This is a genomic window from Lysobacter sp. CCNWLW3, from assembly GCF_036697405.1.
Lineage (GTDB): Bacteria > Pseudomonadota > Gammaproteobacteria > Xanthomonadales > Xanthomonadaceae > Lysobacter.
Genome location: NZ_JBAHWA010000002.1, coordinates 384,407 through 403,696, shown reverse-complemented (window position 1 = coordinate 403,696; position 19,290 = coordinate 384,407). Strand labels below are relative to the sequence as shown.

Here is a 19,290-nt window from a genome sequence, read left to right as displayed (position 1 = left end):
GCGCGGCGTTCATCGTCCGGCTCCGATCGGCGCGATCGCGCCCGCCGCCACCGGCGGCAGGTCGGCGGGCAGTTCTTCGATGTTTTCGCTCACGCTTTCGGCGTCGATCGGCAGCACCGGCCCGCTGGGCTTGCCGCCGTTGGCCTTGAGGCGCTTGGCCTCGGCCGCCGACTGCGCCGCCAGCCAGGTGTCGATGTCGTCGGGCGCCACGTCCATCAGGCGCAGCGCGCCGTCCATGACGTTGCGGAACACCGGGCCGGACACCGAGCCGCCGTAATAGCCGCGCATCGACGGATCCGGCTCGCTGATGACCACGGTCATGGCGAAACGCGGGCGCTTGACCGGCACCACGCCGGCGAACAGCGAGATGTACTTGTTGGAATAGCCGCCGGTGCCGCTGAACTTGCGCGCCGTGCCGGTCTTGCCGGCGACGTGATAGCCCAGGATCGCCGCGGTCTTGGCGGTGCCGCCGGGCTCGGTCACGGTCTGCATCATGCGCATGACCTCGGCCGAGATCTTCGGGTCCAGCGCCTGGCGCGGCTCGTTGCGCTGGCCGCGCACGAAGGTCGGCGCGATCAGCTTGCCGCCGTTGGCCATCGCCGCGTAGGCCATCGCGATCTGCAGCGGCGTCGCCGACAGGCCGTAGCCGTAGGACATGGTCGCCTTGGTGGTGCCGCTCCACCGGTCCGGCGGCATCAGCACGCCCGAGGACTCGCCCGGGAAGCCGCTTTCGGGCTTGCTGCCGTAGCCGAAGCCCTTCACGAACTGGTAGTAGTAGTCGTTCGGCAGCGGCAGCGCGAGCTTGGCCGCGCCGACGTTGGAACTCTTGGTGATCACGCCGGTGACCGTCAGCACGCCGTAGTTGTGCGTGTCGTTGATGCGGTAACGGCCGTTGGGCATCGAGCCCGGTCGGGTATCGACGATGGTGTTGGGCGTGACCCGGCCGGCCTGCAGGGCCGCGGCGATGGTGATCGGCTTCATGGTCGAACCCGGCTCGACCACGTCGGTGACGGCGCGGTTGCGGTGCGTATCCGGATTGCCCGAGCCCAGCAGGTTCGGGTTATAGGTCGGCAGGTTGGCCATCGCCAGCACTTCGCCGGTATCCACGTCCAGGACCACCGCCGAACCGCTGCTGGCGCCGGTTTCGAGCAGGGCGCGGCGCAGTTCGCGATAGGTCAGGTATTGGATGCGGCGGTCGATCGTGAGCGTCAGGTCGTGGCCGGGCTCGGCCGACTTGACCAGGTCGACGTTCTCGATGATGCGGCCGGCGCCGTCGCGGATCACGCGCTTGGCGCCGGGCTTGCCGCGCAACCAATCGTCGAAGGCCAGTTCCAGGCCTTCCTGGCCGCGGTCGTCGATGTTGGTGAAGCCCAGCACGTGCGCCATCGCCTCGCCCTGCGGGTAGAAGCGACGGAACTCGCGCTGCGAGAACACGCCGGGAATCTTGCGCGCGAGGATGCGATGGGCCTCGTCCGGATTGATCCGGCGCTTGAGGTACAGGAATTCCTTGCCCGAGCGCTGGCTGAGCTTGCGCGTGAGGTAGTCGGTGGGCACGCCCAGCGCGGCCGCCAGCTCCGGCAGGCGCGCCGGATTCTTCAGCAGCTCCTTGGGATTACCCCAGATCGACTCCACCGGAGTGGACACCGCCAGCGGCTCGCCGTTGCGGTCGGTGATCATGCCGCGCGAGGTCGGGATCGGAATCTCGCGCAGCGCGCGCGCGTCGCCCTGCTGGCGATAGAAATCGTTGCCGATCACCTGCAGATAGAACGCGCGCCCGACCAGCGCCACCGCGCACAGGCCCAGGGCGCCGCCGACGATCAGCAGACGGTTGCGCAGGTCGAAGCGGGCGCGGCCGCGCGGCTTGCCGGCGCCGCGATCCGAGGACCCGCGCGAGTACGGGCCCTGGCGCTTGCCGCGCTCGCCCAACAGGCGGTCCAGCGGGCCGCTGCGATGATCGTCGCGCCGGCTCATGGCTTGATCACCACGGTTTCGGGGCCTTCCGGAAACTTCATGCCCAGCCGGTCGCGCGCGACCTGGTCGATGCGGTTGCTTTCGGCCCAGGTCGCCTGCTCCAGCTGCAGGCGGCCGAACTCGATATTGAGCTCGTCGCGTTCGCGGTCGAGCTTGTTGATCTGGACGAAGTACTGGCGGTGCTGATGGCGCGCGTAGACCACGGCCAGGGCCGAGGCCAGATTGGCCACCACCAGCACGGTCAGGAGCAGGCGCAAGGTCATGCGGCCACCCCCAGCTTTTCGGCCACGCGCAATACCGCGCTGCGCGCGCGCGGGTTGTCGGCGGTCTCTTCGTTCAGCGCCTTCTGGGCGCCGTCCACCGCCAGCAGGGTCGGCGTGAACGCGATCTCGACCGGCATGCGGCGGTTGGCCGGCGGCGCCTTGCTGTGGCGCAGGATGAACTGCTTGACGATGCGGTCTTCCAGCGAGTGGAAGCTGATCACCGCCAGGCGGCCGCCGGGCTTGAGCCGCGCCAGCGCGCCGTCGAGCCCGGCCTCCAGATCGGCCAGCTCGCGGTTGATGTGGATGCGGATGGCCTGGAAGCTGCGCGTGGCCGGGTGGATCTTGTCGCCGCCGCGCGGCACCACCGAGGCGATCAGATCGGCCAGCTGGGCGGTGCGGGTCAGCGCCTGCTCGCCGCGGCGGGCGACGATGGCGCGCGCGATCCGGCGGCTCTGGCGTTCCTCGCCGTAGGTCCACAGCACGTCGGCGATCTCGCGATCGGACGCCTCGGCCAGCCACTGCGCCGCGCTCTGGCCGCTGTCGGGGTCCATGCGCATGTCCAGCGGGCCGTCCTTGCCGAAGCTGAAACCGCGCTCGGCCACGTCCAGCTGCGGCGAGGACACGCCCAGGTCCAGCAGCACGCCGTCCAGGCCGGCGGCGGTCGCGTCCCAATGCGCGAGCTGGGCGAAGCTGCCGCGGAAGATCGCCACGCGCGGATCGGCGCCGAACTCGCGTTCGGCGACGGCGATCGCTTCGGGATCCTTGTCCATCAGCAGCAGCCGGCCTCCGGCGCCGAGTTGATCGAGTACGCCGCGCGCGTGACCGCCACGGCCGAACGTCCCATCCAGGTACGTCCCACTCCCGTCGATGCGCAGGCCGTCCAGGACCTGCCGATACATCACGGGGAGGTGGCCGGACCGCGCACCCGGGCGCTCCATGCCACCGCCCGTCACAGCTGCAGGTCGAGCAGCTCGTCGCTCAGATCGTCGTCGGTAATGGTCTGACGGATCTGGGCGTGATGCGCCTGCTCGCTCCACAACTCGAATTTGTCGCCCATGCCCAGCAGCACGGCCTTCTTCTCTATGCCCACGGCGGCGCGATGGCTGGCCGGCACGGTGATGCGGCCGTTGCCGTCGAGCTCGACGAAGGACGCCGCGCCGACCAGCTTGAGCTGGATGTTGCGGTTGACCTTCTTGGCCTTGGGCAGCGCGTTGACCTGGTCGCGCACGCGTTCCCAGATCGCCAGCGGATAGAGGTAGAGGCTGCCGGCCTCGAACGGGTTGTAGGTGATGACCAGACGGTTGCCGCAATCGCGCGCGACGAGGTCCCGGTAAGCGGTGGGCACCGCTAGCCGGCCCTTGTCGTCGATCGTGATGGCGGTTTCGCCCTGGAACATTGCCCACCTTGTGCGGCGCCCCTCTCTACCGGACGGGTCGCCTGGTTAGGTCCGCCTCGCGACGGATCACCTGCGTACTGGCCACCAACCGGCGGCCAAGCCTCCGAAAAAACCACAAAAAACCCGGTTTTCCCTCGGATGCCCACCTTAGCACTGCGCACAAGGTTGTCAACAACTTTTGAGACTGAATTTCGCTAGGCGCATCAATGGCTTGCGGCAATCTTCAGAACTTTATTCAAGACTTATCCACTAACCTTTGTTTCGTCTCATATTTTGAGATTCTGGCGATTAGTTTGACCGCCGTCGCAATCTGCAGCGGCCCGGCAGCCGGCCTGCTGCGCCGCAACATCCAAATTGGGACGATGAGCCGGCGATCCGAAGGCGACGCCCCGACGCCAGCGCCCCCGCAGCCGAATTCTGAATGGGGGTCATGCGGCCAGCCGCGGCAGCCAAGAGCCCCCATTACCGCGACTCCGCTCCAGTGAAGAGCCCCTTAGTAAGGAAGCACCGCGATAGCGGCGGGATTGAAAGCCCATGGCGGGCCCCGAACTCGCACAGCAAGCTTGGGATTCCGTGCGCAGCGCGAAGTGCATCGCGGCTCACGCCGCTCCCACAGAAAGCAGCCCATCGCGACACAGCTCGATATGGGGAGCCCCCTTACTAAGGGGGCGCGGCGATAGCCGCGGGGATTGGAAGCACATAGCGGGGCCCGAACTTGCGCAGCAAGTTTGGGATTTCGTGCGCAGCACGAAATGCATCGCGGCTCACGCCGCTCCCACAGGAAGCGGCCGCCCCTTGCGACGCCGCTCGATATGGAGAGCCCCCTTAGTAAGGGGGCGCCGCGAAGCGGCGGGGATTGGAAGCGATAGCCTGGGGCCCAAAGTTTTCTCCGAAAACTTTGGGGCTTTTTTAGACGCCCTCGGCGTCTAAAAAAGCGGCGGAGCCGGCCATAAGCCGGGTTCTGTCGTGAGCAGTCATTCCTCTAGGCGCAGCGTCACCGCTACGCTCAAGCAGCCTACCCGGAGACACCGCGGGCCGCGGCATAGTCTCCCTATTTGGCCTTGCTCCCGGTGGGGTTTGCCGTGCCGGTCCGTTGCCGGACTCGCGGTGCGCTCTTACCGCACCGTTTCACCCTTACCACGCGCGTCTTGCGACGCCGTTCGGCGGTCTGCTCTCTGTTGCACTTTCCGTCGGCTCGCGCCGCCCAGGCGTTACCTGGCACCGTGCCCTGTGGAGCCCGGACTTTCCTCGGCACCCGATCTTGCGATCCGATGACGCGACTGCCTGGCCGACTCCGCCGCGCGTATTGTCGCACGTGCGGCATCGGGCCGCCGCGCCGCGGCTGAATCAAAGGCACGAGGCGGCGCAAACATTCAGGCAAGGAGCGAACTGCGACCCCATGCAAAGCGACGATCCGGAAGACCGCTACCCGCTGTATCCGCTGGGCATGCTGCGCCGTCACGGCCTGATCGGCGCCCAGGACCTGGCCCGGCGCCTGCCCGACTGGAGCGAACAGCGACTGCACGACAGCTTCTGGGCCGCCTATCGCGCGATCCGCGAAACCGAAACCGAGCTGGAGCGGATGCTGGGTTTCGACGGCGGCGAGCGGGTGCTGTTGCTCAACGGCCTGCCGATCTTCGTATCCGAGGACATCTGGAATTTCCAGGTGCTGGCCGGTCCGGAGCTGATGGACAGCCTGGTCGCCGCGCTGACCCAGGCTGACCCGGCGCAAACGGATTAGCCCGCGCGAGGAAGCGAAAGGCCGCGAGCAGCGGCCGGCTTCCACGCCGTTGGCGGCCGCCAGCCCGTCGGCCATTGCGCCCTGCGACGGCATCGCGCCTCGCCCATGCGGACCAGGAACCCGCGCCGCTCAGGACGAAGCCGGCCGGCTCACCCGACGATCGCCGCTGGCGCCGACCTCAATCGCCGCCGTACAAGGCCTTGCGCGGCGCGCCGCTGAGTTCGGCGGCGAGCTTGGCCGCCTGCGACGGCTTCAGGTATTCGCTGAGTTTCGCGTACAGCCGGCGCCCCTCGACGATCTGGGCATCGGCGTCTTCGCCGGCGCCCTCGATCATCACCACGAACTCGCCCTTGCGCTGGTTGGGATCGGCCGCGACGCGCTCGCGCAACTGCGCCAGGCTGCCGTCGAGCACGGTCTCGAACAGTTTGGTCAGCTCGCGCGCCAGTACCGCCGGGCGTTCGTCGCCGAATGCGGCGGCCATGTCGGCCAGCGCTTCCTCGATGCGGTGCGCGGATTCGTAGAACAGCAGGGTGCGCGGCTCCGCCGCCAGCCGGGCCAGGCGTTCGCGGCGCGCGGACGCCTTGGCCGGCAGGAAGCCCTCGAACGCGAACCGGTCCGAGGCCAGCCCGGCCACGCTGAGCGCGGCGATCGCGGCGCAGGCGCCGGGCACCGGCGAGACCCGGATGCCGGCCGCGCGCGCGGCGCGCACCAGGCGGAAACCGGGGTCGCTGACCAGGGGCGTGCCGGCATCGGAGACCAGCGCCAGGCTGTCGCCTGTCTGCAGGCGCGCGATCAGCTGCGCCGCCTGCGCGTCTTCGTTGTGCTGGTGCAGGGCCAGCAGGGGCCGCTCCAGGCCGAAGTGGGACAGCAACTGGCGGGTATGGCGGGTGTCCTCGGCGCAAATCGCGGCCACGCTGCGCAGGGTTTCCAGCGCGCGCGGCGACAGGTCGCCGAGGTTGCCGATCGGGGTCGCAACGATGTGAAGGGTACCGGGGCTGTGCATCGTGCTTCCGTGTCGGGGCCGGGTAGAATCCTAACCGGTCCCCCAAGGAACGCCGCGTCGCGGCGGGAAGCAAGCCGATGCGCCTTCAGCTCGAGATCGCAGGATCCACCCTTACGCCTACCGCTGCCGGCCGGATCGGCTGGCGCGGCGCGCGGTTCGCCTTCGCCGCCCTGGCGCTGGGCCTGGCGCTGGCGGGCTGCGGCACGGTGACCACCCATACCGGCCCGGCGCCGGCGCGCACCGCCGGCCATCCGCTGGTGGTGCAGGCCAGCGAGCTGGCGCGCAACGGCGCCGCCCTCGGCGGCGCGGCGCGCAGCGAGAACGACAGCCAGATCGAGCGCCTGCTCAACCAGCTCGACAACGACAGCCTGGCCCGCGAAGCCGCCGCGCTGCCGGCCGGCGACCCGCTCTACAACTACGCAGGCCGCGCCCTGTTGCGCCGCGGCCTGCCGCTGCCGCGTCCGTTCGACCGCGGCGAAGGCTGGCGCTTCAGCGCCAACCGTCCGCCGGCCGACAGCGACGGCTACCGTCCGCCGAACAAGATCGCGGTGCTGCTGCCGCTGTCGGGCGGCCTGGCCACCGCCGCCTCGCCGGTGCGCGACGGCTTCCTGGCCGGCTACTACGGCGAAAACCGCCGCCGCCCGGACGTGGTCTTCTACGACACCCTCGGCACCGCCGGCGGCACCCTGGCCGCCTACGACAAGGCCGCCGCCGAGGGCAACGATTTCGTGGTCGGCCCGCTCGGCCGCGACGAGGTCAGCGCGCTGTTCGGCAAGGGCACGCTGCCGGTGGCGGTGCTCGCCCTCAACCGCGGCACGGTCGCGCCGCCGTCGGGCAACGCCAGTTTTTCGTTGTCGCCCGAAGACGAAGGCATCGCGGCGGCCGACTACCTGCTCGGCCGCGGCGCGCGCCGCGTGCTCGTGGTCGGCGGCGGCGACGACGGCCAGAGCCGTGCGGTCGCCTCGCTGCGCGCGCGCTTGAACGAACGCGGCGCCGCGGTCACCGACGTGGTCGGCGAAGGCACCGCCGACTTCGCGCCCTTCGCCAACAAGGACGGCGGCGTCGATGCGATCTTCCTGGCGGTCAAGGGCGCCTCGGCGCGCACGCTGATGCCCAAGCTGGCTCTGGCCGGGCTGGGCGGCAAGCCGCGCGTGGCGACCTCCTACGTGCTTTCGGGCACCGGCAAGCCGGAACAGGACCGCGTGCTCGACGGCATCGTGTTCCCGTCCGAAGCCTGGACCACGCGCGGCGTGCGCGGCCTGCCCGCGGCGGCGTCCGCCGGCCAGACCCTGCCGACCGCGCGCGGACCGGCCGCGCGCCTGTTCGCGTTCGGCTACGACGCCTGGCTGCTGTCGGCCTATCTGGAACGCCTGGCGACCTCGGCCGACGGCCAGGTCACCGGCGCCACCGGCACCCTGCGCATCGACGGCTTCGGCAACGTGATGCGTACGCCAGCGTGGTCGACCTTCAGCAGCGGCGTCGCGGTTTCGCTGAGCGACGTGGCGCGCCAGTAAGCGCCGCGCCATGCCCGCGCCGACGGATCGACGCAGCCGCGGTGCGGCGGTCGAAGCCGCCGCGCGCGAACATCTGCTCGCGCAGGGCCTGCGCGACATCGCCGCCAACGCCAACTTCCGTTTCGGCGAGCTCGACCTGGTGATGCTGGACCCGAGCGCGCGCGAGCACTGCGTGGTGTTCGTCGAAGTGCGTTACCGCCGCAGCGCGGCCTTCGGCGGCGGCGCGGCCTCGGTCGACGCCGGCAAGCGCCGGCGCCTGGTCCAGGCCGCGCAGGCCTTCCTTGCCGCGCACCGTTCCTACCGCAACGCGCCTTGCCGCTTCGACGTGATCGAAGCCGACGGCGATCCCAGCGCTCCGCGCCTGAACTGGCTGCGCGATGCCTTCCGTGCCGACGAGATCTGACGCCGCATGCCGACCATCATCAGTCACGCCGTGGTACCGCTGGCCTTGGGCTGGGCCCTGGGCCCGCGCCGGGTCGACCGCCGGCTGCTGGTGGCCGGCGCGATCGCGGCCATGCTGCCCGACGCCGACGTGGCCGCGTTCAAGCTCGGCATCGCCTATGCCGACGACTTCGGCCATCGCGGCGCCAGCCACTCCTTCGCCTTCGCCACCGCGATCGGCGCGCTGGGCGCGCTCGCCAGCCGCTGGCTGCGCGCGCCGCCGCTGTGGGCCGCGCTGTGGCTGGCGCTGTGCGTGGCTTCGCATCCCTTGTTGGACGCGCTCACCGACGGCGGGCTCGGCGTCGCCCTGTGGTGGCCGTGGTCGGACGCGCGCATCTTCGCGCCGTGGCGGCCGATCGAGGTCTCGCCGATCGGCGCCGGCTTCTTCAGCCTGCGCGGCCTGCACGTGCTGTGGTCGGAACTGCAATGGGTGTGGCTGCCGAGCCTGTTGCTGGCCGCGCCGCTGGCATTGATCGCGCGTCGGCGCCAGGCCGCGCCGGCATGAGCGCGCTGCCGGCCGAGCTCGCGCGCACGCTGGCCGAACTGCTCGGCGACGGCTGGCTCACCGATCCCGGCGAACGCCTGGCCTACGCCTACGACAACTCGCGCCGCGAAGCGCTGCCCGATGCGGTCGCGCTGCCGCGCACGCGCGAGCAGGTGCAGGCGCTGGTGCGCGCCTGCCGCGCGCACCGCGTGCCGGTGGTCGCGCGCGGGCGCGGCACCAACACCACCGGCGCCTCGGTGCCGGTCGCGGCGGGCGTGGTGGTTTCGTTCGAACGCATGAACCGCATCCTCGCCATCCGCCCCGGCGATCGCTGCGCGGTGGTCGAGCCCGGTGTGCTCAACGGCGAGCTGCAGACCGCGCTCAAGCCGCACGGCCTGTTCTGGCCACCGGATCCCACCAGCGCGGCATTCAGCACCGTCGGCGGCAACCTGGCCTGCAACGCCGGCGGCCCGCGCGCGGTCAAGTACGGCGCCAGCCGCGACAACGTGCTGGCGATCACCGCGGTCACCGGCGCGGGCGAGCTTATCGTCTGCGGCACCGCGACCACCAAGGGCTCGACCGGCTACGACCTGCACCGTTTGCTGGTCGGCAGCGAAGGCACCCTGGCCCTGATCGTCGAAGCGAGCCTGCGGCTCACGCCTTCGGCGCCGCAGCGGCGCGCCCTGCGCGCGATCTACCGCGACGTCTCGTCCGCGGCGCAGGCGGTGGCGCGATTGATGGCGCAGCCGGTCACGCCGTCGATGCTGGAATTCATGGACGGCGACGCCCTGCGTTTGGCGCGCGACGTCGGCGGCGCGGACCTGCCGCACGAGGCCGGCGCCCTGCTGATGGTCGAGGCCGACGGCGACGCGGACACGCTGCCGCAGGCGATCGAAGCCTTGAAACGCGCGGCCGCCGGCGAAGGCCTGCTGGCGCTGGACGATGCGGCCGACGAGGCCGCGCGCGAAAAACTGTGGGCCGCGCGCAAGGCGCTGTCGCCGGCGCTGCGCACGCTGGCGCCGGGCAAGATCAACGAAGACGTGGTGGTGCCGGTGTCGCGCATACCGGAACTGGTCGACGGCGTGCAGGCGCTGGCGCGCGAGTTCGCCCTGCCCATCGTTTGTTTCGGCCATGCCGGCAACGGCAATCTGCACGTCAATCTGCTCTACGACCCGGCCGACGCCTCGCAAAGCGAACGCGCGAACGCGGCGATGGCGCGGGTGTTCGGACTGGCCCTGGCCCTGGGCGGCACGCTCTCGGGCGAGCACGGCATCGGCCTGGCCAAGCGCGAGTTCATGCCGCAGGCGATCGATGCGCCGACATTGGCGTTGATGCGGCAGCTGAAGACGGTGTTCGATCCGGACGGGATCCTCAACCCGGGCAAATTGCTACCGGATTGAAGGTGCGCGCGGTGCGGTCGCTGCGCTCACCACACCCCAGCTTGCACTCGACGGCATACCGCATCATCGCTACCGCAGGCAGCGGCGCGAATCGTCGCCTTCTATGGAAACACCGCGTTCGTAGGATGTGGTGAGCGTAGCGAACCGCATCATCGCGGCCGCATGGAGCGACGCGCGGTGCGGTTCGCTGCGCTCACCGCACCCTACGTGCGGAAGTGGTCGTAGCCGTCGCGCGTGGACTGCCATGGCGAACCGTCGGCCCGACCAGCGCGTACGCCCTCGCCTTCGACCACGCGTCCGATCGCGGTCACGGCCACGCCGGCATCGGCCGCTTCACGCAGGATCGCTTCGCGCGCGGCATCGGGCGCGGTGAAGCACAGCTCGTAATCGTCGCCGCCGGCCGCCTGCAATCGGCGCCGGGTTTCGGCGTCGAAGTTCGCGCGCAAGGCATCGGAGGCCGGCAGCGCATCGACCTCGACCAGCGCGCCAGCGCCGCTGGCCGCGCAGACGTGGCCCAGATCGGCCAGCAAGCCGTCCGACACATCGATGCCCGCATGCGCAAGACGCAAGGCCGGCAGCAAAGCCAGACGCGGCGTCGGCCGATTCAAACGCTCGCGCAGGAACCCGTCCATCGCCGCCCCCTCGCGCCACTGCGCCAAGGCACCGGCGGCATCGCCCAGCGTCCCGCTGACCCAGACCGTATCGCCGACCTGCGCGCCGTCGCGGCGCAGCGCGCGGCCCGGCTCGACCAGCCCGTGCACGGTCACGCACACCGACAACGGGCCGCGGGTGGTATCGCCGCCGACCAGGGCGACGCCGTGCAAGGCGGCCAGACCGAGAAAACCGTCCAGGAACGCGTCCAGCCAAGCCTGGTCCGCCTGCGGCAATGACAAGGACAAGGTGCACCAGGCCGGCTCGGCGGCCATCGCGGCCAGGTCGGACAGATTCACTGCCAGCGCCTTCCAGCCGATATCGGCCGGCGCGGTTTCGGCGGGGAAATGCACGCCCGCGTTGAGCGTGTCCATCGCCACCACCAGCTCGCGGCCGGCCGGCGCGCGCAGCACGGCGGCATCGTCGCCGATGCCGAGCACGACGTCGTCGCGCGTGGCGACGCGTTGGCGGATGCGCGCGATCAGGTCGAATTCGGCCATCGCGGCGGCTCGCGGCGGGCGCGCCTTACTTGGCGCGCGGCGCCTGCGTTTCCACCGGGCGCCAGTCCGCGGCGGCGTGGTCGAGCACGCCGTTGACGTAGGTGTGCCCGTGCTCGGCGCCGAAACGCTTCACCGTTTCGATGGCCTCGTTGAGGACCACGCGATACGGCACGTCCGGGCGGCGGCGCAGTTCGTAGGCGGCGATGCGCAGCACCGCGCGCTCGATCGGATCGACCTGCTCGATGTCGCGGTCCAGGAAAGGCGCCAGGGCGACGTCCAGCTCTTCCTGATACTTGTCGACGCCGCGCACCAGGTCTTCGAAGTACATCAGGTCGGCGACCTCGTGGGCCTGCTCGTGGGCGAACTGCGCGATCACGTCCTCGACGCGCGCGCCGGACAGCTGCCAGGCGTAGACGGCCTGCAGCGCGCGGCGGCGGGCGCGCGAACGGGCGACCGGGTCGATGCCATCGTGGCGGCGGCGGTTCATCGCGTCTGCTCCTGTGATGCTTGCTTGAACGGCGCCTGCACCAGCAGGTGCGCCATCTCCAATGCGGCCAATGCGCATTCCTCGCCCTTGTTGCCGTGGCTGCCGCCGGCGCGGGCCTCGGCATCCTCATGACGTTCCACCGCCAGCACGCCGTTGGCGATCGGCAGGCCGTAATCCAGCGAAACCCGCATCAGGCCCTCGGAACAACCGTCGGCGACCTGCTCGTAGTGGCGGGTGTCGCCGCGCACCACGCAGCCCAGCGCGACCACCGCGGCATGCGCGCCGGCGCGGGCCAGGCGTGCGGCGACCACCGGCAGTTCCCAGGCGCCGGGCACGCGGATCACGTCGATCGCGTCCTCGGCGACGCCGTGTTCGGCGAAGGTGCGGCGCGCGCCGGCGACCAGCGTATCGGTGATGCGCGGGTTCCAGCGGCTGGCGATGACGGCATAGCGCGCGCCTTCGGGGCTGCGCAGATCGCCTTCGTAATGGGACATGGGGGGGACCGTCTGGACGAAAGGGGTAGTTTAGCGGCTGGGGCGGCCAGTGCCGACGAATCGGCCTGGCCATGGCGGCCGCAGCGCGCGCATGCGACCGCGAACGGCGCATGCGCGGGCCTTCGAGGCTCAGCCCAGCGTGGCCGGATCGACGTATTCGACGACTTCCAGGCCGAAACCGGCCAGGCCGACCTGGCGCCGCGGCGTGCCGAGCACGCGCAGGCGGGACAGGCCGAGATCGGCCAGGATCTGGCCGCCGGCGCCGTTGCGGCGCCATTCGGCCAGCGTATGGCCCTGGCTGGTCGCCGCGACCGGCTCGGCCTCGTGCGCCGCCGGCTGCTCGCGCACCCGCGCCAGCAGGGCGTCGGCGCCGGAAGCGTCGCCCAGCAGCACCAGCGCGCCGCGCTCCTCGCGCGCGATCGCGGCCAGCACGTCGCCGACCGCCGGGCCGAAGTCCGCGCGCCGCCAATGCAGCGCGTCGGCGAGCGGGTTCTGCACGTGCACGCGCACCAGGGTCGGCCGCTTCGGATCGGGCTGGCCGCGCAGCATCGCGAAATGCAGCGCATGGCTGAGGCGGTCGCGGTAGCTGATCAGGCGGAACGGGCCGTATTCGGTCTCGATCTCGCGCTCGTCGACGCGTTCCACCGTGTGTTCGGTGGCCAAGCGATAACGGATCAGCTCCTCGATCGAACCGATCTTGAGCCCGTGCTCGGCCGCGAACGCCTCCAGCTGCGGGCGCCGCGCCATGCTGCCGTCGGGGTTGAGGATCTCGACCAGCACGCCGGCCGGCTCCAGGCCGGCCAGCATGGCCAGATCGCTGGCCGCCTCGGTGTGGCCGGCGCGGTTGAGCACGCCGCCGGGCTGCGACATCAGCGGGAAGATGTGGCCGGGCTGGGCCAGGTCGGCCGGCTTGGCGTCCGGACGCACCGCGGTGCGCACGGTGTGGGCGCGGTCGTAGGCCGAAATGCCGGTGGTGACGCCTTCGGCGGCCTCGATGCTGACGGTGAAGTTGGTGTGGTGCGAAGAAGTGTTGTCGCGCACCATCGGCCCCAGCCCCAATTGCAGGCAGCGCTCGCGCATCAGCGACAGGCAGACCAGGCCGCGCGCGTGGGTGACCATGAAGTTGATGTCCGAAGGCCGCACCAGTTCGGCGGCCATGATCAGATCGCCTTCGTTCTCGCGGTCCTCGTCGTCGACGATCACCACCATGCGGCCGTTGCGGATCTCTTCCAACAGTTCGGGAATGCTGGCGAAGCTCATGCGCCGGTCTCCTGTGCCTGGCCCAGCAGGCGCTCGACGTAACGGGCGACCAGGTCGATTTCCAGATTCACCGCATCGCCGACCGCGGTCTGGGCGAAGGCGGTGTGGGCGACGGTGTGCGGGATCAGCGCGACTTCGAAGCCCTGCGCGTCGGTTTCGTTGACGGTGAGGCTGACGCCGTCGACGCAGATCGAGCCCTTCTTGGCGATGTAGCGGGTGAGCGCGGCCGGCGCGGCGAAGCGCCAGCGCTGCGCGCGCGCGTCCTCGCGCACCTCCAGCACGCGGCCGACGCCGTCGACATGGCCGCTGACCAGATGCCCGCCGAGACGATCGCTGGGGCGCATGGCGCGCTCCAGGTTGAGCATGGCGCGGTCGCGCAGGCCGCCCAGGGTGGTCAGGGCCAGGGTTTCGGTGGAGGCGTCGGCTTCGAACCAGTCGGCGCCGAACGCGATCGCGGTCAGGCACACGCCGTTGACCGCGATGCTCTCGCCCAGCTTGGGTTCGGCGAAGTCGAGGCTGCCGGTGGCGACGCGCAGGCGCACGTCGCCGCCCAGGTTCTGGCGGCCGGCGAGCGTGCCGACGCCTTCGATGATGCCGGTGAACATCAGCGCGTCTCCCGGAGGGCGAGCGCGCGGTGGCGAGGGTGGAACTTGGACATGAAACGTTTCCCGCATGATGGTGAGCGAAAAACGCCTCAAGGCACGAGGCAAGCGCACGGCGACGCGCGCCATGCGAAAGCCGTCTTCTTTCATCCGGACTGTGACCGTCGGCTCCGGCATCCGACCGGATCTGCTGACCCTCCGGCGTGGCCGGAGGCGCTCGCGGGCTCGCGCGGGGCTGTTCGACCCTGCGCCTACCGCCGGTGGGGAATCTCACCCCGCCCTGAAGACGTTACGTTGTGGTGCCGGAAACCGGCCCGCGCATTCTAGCACCGGGGGTGGAGACGGCCGGTCGGACGGAGTGTTCCGGGTTTGGCGGGGCTTGAAAGCAAATCCCCCCTGCCCCCTTTTCCAAAGGGGCGAACAGCAAGAACGGTTTTTCGGGGCTGGTCTTCCCCCTTCGAAAAAGGGGGTTGAGGCGGATTGGCTTCGAGAACAGCAAGGCAGCCCCTAAAGAAAGCCTCCGAACCCGCGTCAGGGCTTCCGCCGCAAATGCAAAAACAGCGGCCACTGCACCAGGCGCAGGTCCTCCGACTCGCCCCAGGCCGCGGCCAGGGCCGGCGCGTGGCGCGCGACCGGGTCCTCGCCGGTGGCGGCGCGGCAGCGCGCGGTCGCCGACATGCTGCCCAGATAGCCCAGGAAACGCGGCAGCGACCACTCGGCCTCCAGCCACAGCGCCGGCGCCGGCAGGGCCGGAAACGGCCAGGCGTAGCCGGCGTAGGCGGCGTCGACCTGGGCCCGCTCCGGCGGCCAGTGGTCCTCGATCTGGGCGCGGAACGCGGCCACCGGCTCCAGCATGCCTTCCGGTGCCAGGAAATCGCCGTAGCCCCAGGCCGCGAGCACGCCGCCCGGCGCGAGCGCGCGCGCGCATTCGCGGAAGAAGACCTCGCGGTCGAACCAATGCAGGGCCTGGGCGACCGCGACCAACTGCACGCTGGCGTCGGCCAGCGCAGTGCGCTCGCCGGGCTCGACCGCCAGTTCGACACGCCCGGCGCCGGCCTGGGCCCAATGCTGGGCGATCTGCTGCGCGCTGGGGTCGCTGGCATGCACAAAGGCGAAGCGCGCGGCCAGGCCGCGGGTGGCCTGGCCGCTGCCGCAACCCGGTTCCCATACCCGCGCGGTGGCCGGCACCACCGCGCGCAGCGCCTCGAACAAAGCGTCCGGATATTCGGGTCGCGCCGCCGCGTAGGCGCCGGCGACGGCGGAGAAATGGTCCTTGAAGCCGGTATCGCTCATGCGCGGGGCCTCAGCGGATGGCGTCCGGACGCAGCAGCAGGCGCTCGTCGTCGCCGATGCGGCGCGACTCGACGATGGTCAAACGCAGCTTCTCGGTCATCGCCTCGATCGCCAGGCCGTCGAACAAGGGCCGCGCGTTCTGTCCCAGCAGCACCGGCGCCATGTACAACAGCACTTCGTCGACCAGGCCGGCGGCCAGGAAGGCGCCGGCCAGGGTGGCGCCGGCTTCGAGCTGGACCTCGTTGACGCCGCGCTCGGCGAGCAGGCGCAGCACCGCGTCCAGATCGAAACGGCCCTCGCGCACGGCCACCGCGGCGTGCTGAGCGCTGAGCTCGCGTGGCGGCTTGGCGTCGGGCGCGTGCAGGTACAGGGTCGGCGCGTCGCCCTCGCGCACGCGGCCGCGCGCGACCGTGGCCAGGCCCGGATCCAGCACTACCCGCAGCGGCGCCACGAAGGCGGTGTCGTCGCCCAGGCGCACGGTCAGCGAGGGATCGTCGGCCAGCACGGTGCCGGCGCCGGTGACGATCGCGCCCGCGCGCGCGCGCCAGCGCTGCACGTCCAGGCGCGAGGCCTCGCCGCTGATCCATTTGGATTCGCCGCTGGCCAGCGCGCTGCGGCCGTCGATGCTGGTCGCCAGCTTGACCCGCAACCACGGCCGGCCGCGTTCGATCCGCGACAAATAGCCGCGATTGAGCGCGCGCGCCTGCGCTTCCATCAGACCGCTGGCGACCTCGATGCCGGCCGCCTGCAGCTTGGCGAAACCGGCGCCGTCGACCTGCGGGAAGGGATCGCGCATCGCCGCGACCACCCGCGCGACGCCGGCCGCGATCAGCGCTTCGCTGCACGGACCGGTACGGCCGGTGTGGGCGCAAGGTTCGAGGGTGACGTAAGCGGTGGCGCCGCGCGCGCGCGCGCCGGCCGCGTGCAGCGCATGCACTTCGGCATGCGGCTCGCCCGCGCGCTGGTGCCAGCCCTCGCCCACCGCCTCGTCGCCGTGCGCGATCACGCAGCCGACCATGGGATTGGGCTTGGTGGTGTAGGCGCCCTTCTCGGCCAGACGCAGCGCGCGGGCCATGTGGACGTGATCGGTGGCGGTGAAAGTAGCGGTCATGGTTCGCGTTTGAAATGGATGCGGTCGGGCGTGTCCGAACGCAGGCTGCCGTCGGCTTGCACGATGAGGGTCAAGGGGCCGCCCGGCAACACGCCCACGGCCAGCGCGTCGACATCGATCAGGTACAGCAGCTTGGTCGGATCGGTCGTCGTCAGCCAGCGCATGCGCTCGGGTTCGCGCGGAAAACGCAGACCGATGGCGGTCACGGCGGCGCCGGCGGGCAAGGACGCGGCTTCGAATTCGCCGTCGCCCGAGCCGGGACTCGCCTCGATCTGCTGGCCGCCGGCCAGCCGCAGCACCAGCTTGACCTCGCCCACCGCGAGGCCGAGCTTGGACTCGAACACCTTCACCCGCACCGGCTCGCCGGCCTGGCGCGCCTGATGCGCCCACGCACGCGCGGCCGGCAGCAAGCCCGCGTCCACCGCCTGCGCGAGCGTCTCGATGCCGTCGCCGCGCACCGCCGCCAGATCGGCCTGGGTCAGGGGCTCGGGCATCACGCGCTCGATGCCCTCTCCGTCCTGGTCCGCGCCCGGCGCGAACACCACACGGTCGCCCTCGCGCCGCCAGCAGCCCGTCACCTCCGGCGCCGGCGCCGACGCCGGCAGGTCGTACACGCGGAAGCGGCCGTCCTGGCTCAGGCTCAGACTCACCGGCGCGTCCGCCACCGAGGCGTAGCGCGCCGCCAGGCTGGCGTCGGCGGGCAGGCAGGCCGCGACGACGGAAGTCGCCGGCAACGTTGCGTACACGATCAGGGCGAGCGCGCGCGCATGAAACCCGATTCGCGCGGGACCTGGTCCGGTCGCCGCGTCGACAGGCGTCCTCGTTTCCGTTGGCGGGCACCGCCCGGGGAGTTCATCGTGCATTGCGTGCTCCTGCAAACCGTCAATGCCGCACATAGCGGCCGGGGACCCGTGGCGCGATCAGATCGCCGTCTACCTGGCTCAGGATGATCTGGTCGAACGGCACCGGCATCGCCGCCGCGCTGTCCAGTCGGATCGCGAAAATGCGGCCCCGGCTTTCGTCCAGCGCCAGGGTCTCGGCCTCGACATCGGGAGCCTGCAGGATCACCTGCCGCAGGCGCGCTCCTGGGCGTTGCACCGCCAGCGCCCAACCGCTGGGGCCGGTCTCGGTGCGCTCCGTGCGCCCATCGGAATACACGAAGCCCACGCCGATTCCCTGCGCGCGTTGGCCGCGCTGCGGGTCGCCGACGATGATCGCGTAACCGCCGCCTGGCTCGTCCGCCTCGGACGGCGGCAGGCAACGCCCCGAGTCGAACACCGCGGGACGCAGCTCGGGCGCGCGGCGGCCGGCCATCGCATGCAGGCGCCAGACCGCTTGCAGCCGCTGCAGGTAGGCCTGCGTCGCCCGCTCCGCCGCTTCCATCTCGGCGACGGGCACGGCATCGGCTTGCGCTTGCCCTTGCAGGGCGGATTCATTCGCGGCCGCGTCCGCGGCGGCGGCGGCGGCCTCGGACGCCGACATGACCGGCGGCGGCCGGCGCTCGGGCTGTCTGGCCTGCGCCTCGATCGCCGCGCCCCCCGCCGTTTCCAACGCCAGCCGCGCCTGTTCGAGCGCCGCCAGCGCCGGTGCCAGGGCGGCCTCGGCCTCGCCGCGCCCCGCGGGATCGCCCGCAGCGCTTACGTCCGCGATGGCGGCCAGTTCGCCCAGCCCGAGCCCGAGCCGATAGGTCTTCACGAAACCGCAGGCCTGCTCGATCAGCGCCTCGCGCCGTTCCTCCGCGAATTCGTCGAGTCGCTTCTGCGCGTCCGCACGCCACGGCAGGGACTGGTCGAGCGAGAACGCGGGCTTGTCGCGCACCGGCGCCTGCGCGGTCAGCACGATGCGGTCCGCACCCACGTTCCATTGGCCGCTGGCGGATTCGACCATCAAGCCGTAGCTGAGGCTCCATTCGAAACGTCCGTCGGGCTTGAGCAGCAGCTCCGAGGCCGCGTCGGGCGCGTCTTCCAGAACGTAGCGGCCGGCCAGGGCCGCACGCTGCCGATCCTCGATCGGATCGGCGGCCTGGGCCCCGCCGGCGAGCAGGCTCAGGGCGAGCAGCGAGAATCTCAATGCATTCAACATGCGCGAATTCCTTTCGGCGCGTAACGGGGGGCTCGCGCTCGGGCTCAACGCTTCTTCTTGTCCGGACGCGGCTCGTCCTCGCCCAGCAAAGGCAACTGCGCGTCGCCCGGGATGTCGCGTTCCAGGCGGTCGAGCTCCTCGCGGAAATCGGCCACGTCCTCGAAGGAGCGGTAGACCGAGGCGAAGCGCACGTAGCCGACGTGGTCGAGCTTGCGCAGCTCGGCCATCACGAACTCGCCGACCCGGCGCGAAGGCAGTTCGCGTTCGGCGGTCATGCGCAACTGGTGCACCACCGCGCGCACCGCCGCTTCGATCTGCTCCTCCGACACCGGCCGCTTCTGCAGGGCGCGGTCGAAACCCACGCGCAGCTTGCGCGCGTCGAAGGCTTCGCGGCGGCCGTCGCCCTTGATGATCATCGGCAATTTCAGCTCGATCGTCTCGAGCGTGCTGAAGCGCTCTCCGCAGGCCTCGCAGACGCGGCGGCGGCGGATGGTGGCGCCGTCGTCGGACACGCGCGAATCGATCACGCGGGTGTCCTGATGCTGGCAGAAGGGGCAATGCAAAGGATTAGCCTTGGCTGGACAGCAGCGGGAGGTC

General features: G+C 70.9%; 20 protein-coding genes, 1 other RNA gene and 1 riboswitch. Of the genes, 5 read left to right on the top strand and 16 right to left on the bottom strand.

The window, feature by feature from the left end:
* Positions 1–9: 9 nt before the first annotated feature.
* From V1318_RS07100 to rnpB, 5 genes are all read right to left on the bottom strand, one after another.
* Positions 10–1,971: a penicillin-binding transpeptidase domain-containing protein gene (locus V1318_RS07100; RefSeq protein ID WP_332938919.1), complete on the bottom strand. Its 1,962-nt coding sequence runs from the start codon at positions 1,969–1,971 to the stop codon at positions 10–12.
* Positions 1,968–2,234, bottom strand: a complete 267-nt coding sequence (gene ftsL, locus V1318_RS07095) for a cell division protein FtsL (protein WP_332938918.1) — start codon at positions 2,232–2,234, stop codon at positions 1,968–1,970. Before ftsL ends, V1318_RS07100 begins: the two co-directional genes overlap by 4 nt.
* A complete protein-coding gene (rsmH, locus tag V1318_RS07090; protein ID WP_332938916.1) occupies positions 2,231–3,172 on the bottom strand; it encodes a 16S rRNA (cytosine(1402)-N(4))-methyltransferase RsmH in 942 nt (313 codons plus the stop codon). Before rsmH ends, ftsL begins: the two co-directional genes overlap by 4 nt.
* An 11-nt stretch (positions 3,173–3,183) precedes the next feature.
* Positions 3,184–3,630, bottom strand: a complete 447-nt coding sequence (mraZ, locus tag V1318_RS07085) for a division/cell wall cluster transcriptional repressor MraZ (RefSeq protein WP_057160503.1) — start codon at positions 3,628–3,630, stop codon at positions 3,184–3,186.
* 935 nt (positions 3,631–4,565) lie between these two features.
* Positions 4,566–4,926: RNase P RNA component class A (rnpB, locus tag V1318_RS07080), an RNA gene on the bottom strand.
* A 103-nt stretch (positions 4,927–5,029) separates the two neighbouring features.
* Between rnpB and V1318_RS07075 the strand changes: the two genes are divergently transcribed.
* Complete coding sequence (locus tag V1318_RS07075; protein ID WP_332938913.1) at positions 5,030–5,371, top strand: hypothetical protein; 342 nt, start codon at positions 5,030–5,032, stop codon at positions 5,369–5,371.
* Between the two features lie 178 nt (positions 5,372–5,549).
* On the opposite strand, the gene rsmI is transcribed toward V1318_RS07075, so the two are convergent.
* Entirely contained in the window at positions 5,550–6,374 is an 825-nt protein-coding gene (rsmI, locus tag V1318_RS07070; RefSeq protein ID WP_332938911.1) for a 16S rRNA (cytidine(1402)-2'-O)-methyltransferase, read from the bottom strand.
* Positions 6,375–6,451: 77 nt separating this feature from the next.
* On the opposite strand from rsmI, the gene V1318_RS07065 reads away from it, so the two are divergent.
* Genes V1318_RS07065 through V1318_RS07050 form a run of 4 tightly spaced genes read left to right on the top strand, consistent with a single transcriptional unit; the run spans position 6,452 to position 10,213 of the window.
* Entirely contained in the window at positions 6,452–7,888 is a 1,437-nt protein-coding gene (locus tag V1318_RS07065) for a penicillin-binding protein activator (RefSeq protein WP_332938908.1), read from the top strand.
* Between the two features lie 10 nt (positions 7,889–7,898).
* Complete coding sequence (locus V1318_RS07060) at positions 7,899–8,291, top strand: YraN family protein (protein ID WP_332938906.1); 393 nt, start codon at positions 7,899–7,901, stop codon at positions 8,289–8,291.
* A gap of 6 nt (positions 8,292–8,297) precedes the next feature.
* On the top strand, positions 8,298–8,834 hold the full coding sequence (locus V1318_RS07055; protein ID WP_332938905.1) for a metal-dependent hydrolase: 537 nt from the start codon (positions 8,298–8,300) through the stop codon (positions 8,832–8,834).
* Positions 8,831–10,213 carry an FAD-linked oxidase C-terminal domain-containing protein gene (locus tag V1318_RS07050; RefSeq protein ID WP_332938903.1) on the top strand — a complete coding sequence of 461 codons (1,383 nt, stop codon included), beginning with the start codon at positions 8,831–8,833 and terminating at the stop codon, positions 10,211–10,213. The genes V1318_RS07055 and V1318_RS07050 overlap by 4 nt, the downstream gene beginning before the upstream one ends.
* A gap of 203 nt (positions 10,214–10,416) precedes the next feature.
* Here the strand turns inward: V1318_RS07050 and thiL are convergent, their stop codons facing one another.
* The 10 genes from thiL to nrdR form a co-directional block, all read right to left on the bottom strand.
* Positions 10,417–11,364, bottom strand: coding sequence for a thiamine-phosphate kinase (thiL, locus tag V1318_RS07045; RefSeq protein ID WP_332938901.1), 948 nt, complete (start codon positions 11,362–11,364; stop codon positions 10,417–10,419).
* Between the two features lie 25 nt (positions 11,365–11,389).
* A complete protein-coding gene (nusB, locus tag V1318_RS07040) occupies positions 11,390–11,851 on the bottom strand; it encodes a transcription antitermination factor NusB (RefSeq protein ID WP_091632582.1) in 462 nt (153 codons plus the stop codon).
* On the bottom strand, positions 11,848–12,345 hold the full coding sequence (ribH, locus tag V1318_RS07035; protein ID WP_332938898.1) for a 6,7-dimethyl-8-ribityllumazine synthase: 498 nt from the start codon (positions 12,343–12,345) through the stop codon (positions 11,848–11,850). The genes nusB and ribH overlap by 4 nt, the downstream gene beginning before the upstream one ends.
* A 129-nt stretch (positions 12,346–12,474) precedes the next feature.
* Positions 12,475–13,605 carry a 3,4-dihydroxy-2-butanone-4-phosphate synthase gene (ribB, locus tag V1318_RS07030; RefSeq protein ID WP_332938897.1) on the bottom strand — a complete coding sequence of 377 codons (1,131 nt, stop codon included), beginning with the start codon at positions 13,603–13,605 and terminating at the stop codon, positions 12,475–12,477.
* Positions 13,602–14,210, bottom strand: a complete 609-nt coding sequence (locus tag V1318_RS07025; RefSeq protein ID WP_332938896.1) for a riboflavin synthase — start codon at positions 14,208–14,210, stop codon at positions 13,602–13,604. The genes ribB and V1318_RS07025 overlap by 4 nt, the downstream gene beginning before the upstream one ends.
* A 131-nt stretch (positions 14,211–14,341) precedes the next feature.
* Positions 14,342–14,499, bottom strand: a riboswitch (FMN riboswitch).
* Positions 14,500–14,738: 239 nt separating this feature from the next.
* The gene (locus V1318_RS07020) at positions 14,739–15,500 is read right to left on the bottom strand and encodes a class I SAM-dependent methyltransferase (protein ID WP_332938895.1); all 762 of its coding nucleotides are present in this window, start codon (positions 15,498–15,500) and stop codon (positions 14,739–14,741) included.
* A gap of 10 nt (positions 15,501–15,510) precedes the next feature.
* Entirely contained in the window at positions 15,511–16,611 is a 1,101-nt protein-coding gene (gene ribD / locus V1318_RS07015) for a bifunctional diaminohydroxyphosphoribosylaminopyrimidine deaminase/5-amino-6-(5-phosphoribosylamino)uracil reductase RibD (RefSeq protein WP_332938893.1), read from the bottom strand.
* Positions 16,608–17,357: a hypothetical protein gene (locus V1318_RS07010; protein WP_332938892.1), complete on the bottom strand. Its 750-nt coding sequence runs from the start codon at positions 17,355–17,357 to the stop codon at positions 16,608–16,610. The genes ribD and V1318_RS07010 overlap by 4 nt, the downstream gene beginning before the upstream one ends.
* 136 nt (positions 17,358–17,493) lie before the next feature.
* Positions 17,494–18,693 (bottom strand): hypothetical protein, encoded by a 1,200-nt coding sequence (locus tag V1318_RS07005; protein ID WP_332938891.1) that lies wholly within the window; start codon positions 18,691–18,693, stop codon positions 17,494–17,496.
* A 44-nt stretch (positions 18,694–18,737) separates the two neighbouring features.
* On the bottom strand, positions 18,738–19,256 hold the full coding sequence (gene nrdR, locus V1318_RS07000) for a transcriptional regulator NrdR (RefSeq protein WP_332938889.1): 519 nt from the start codon (positions 19,254–19,256) through the stop codon (positions 18,738–18,740).
* Positions 19,257–19,290: the final 34 nt, after the last annotated feature.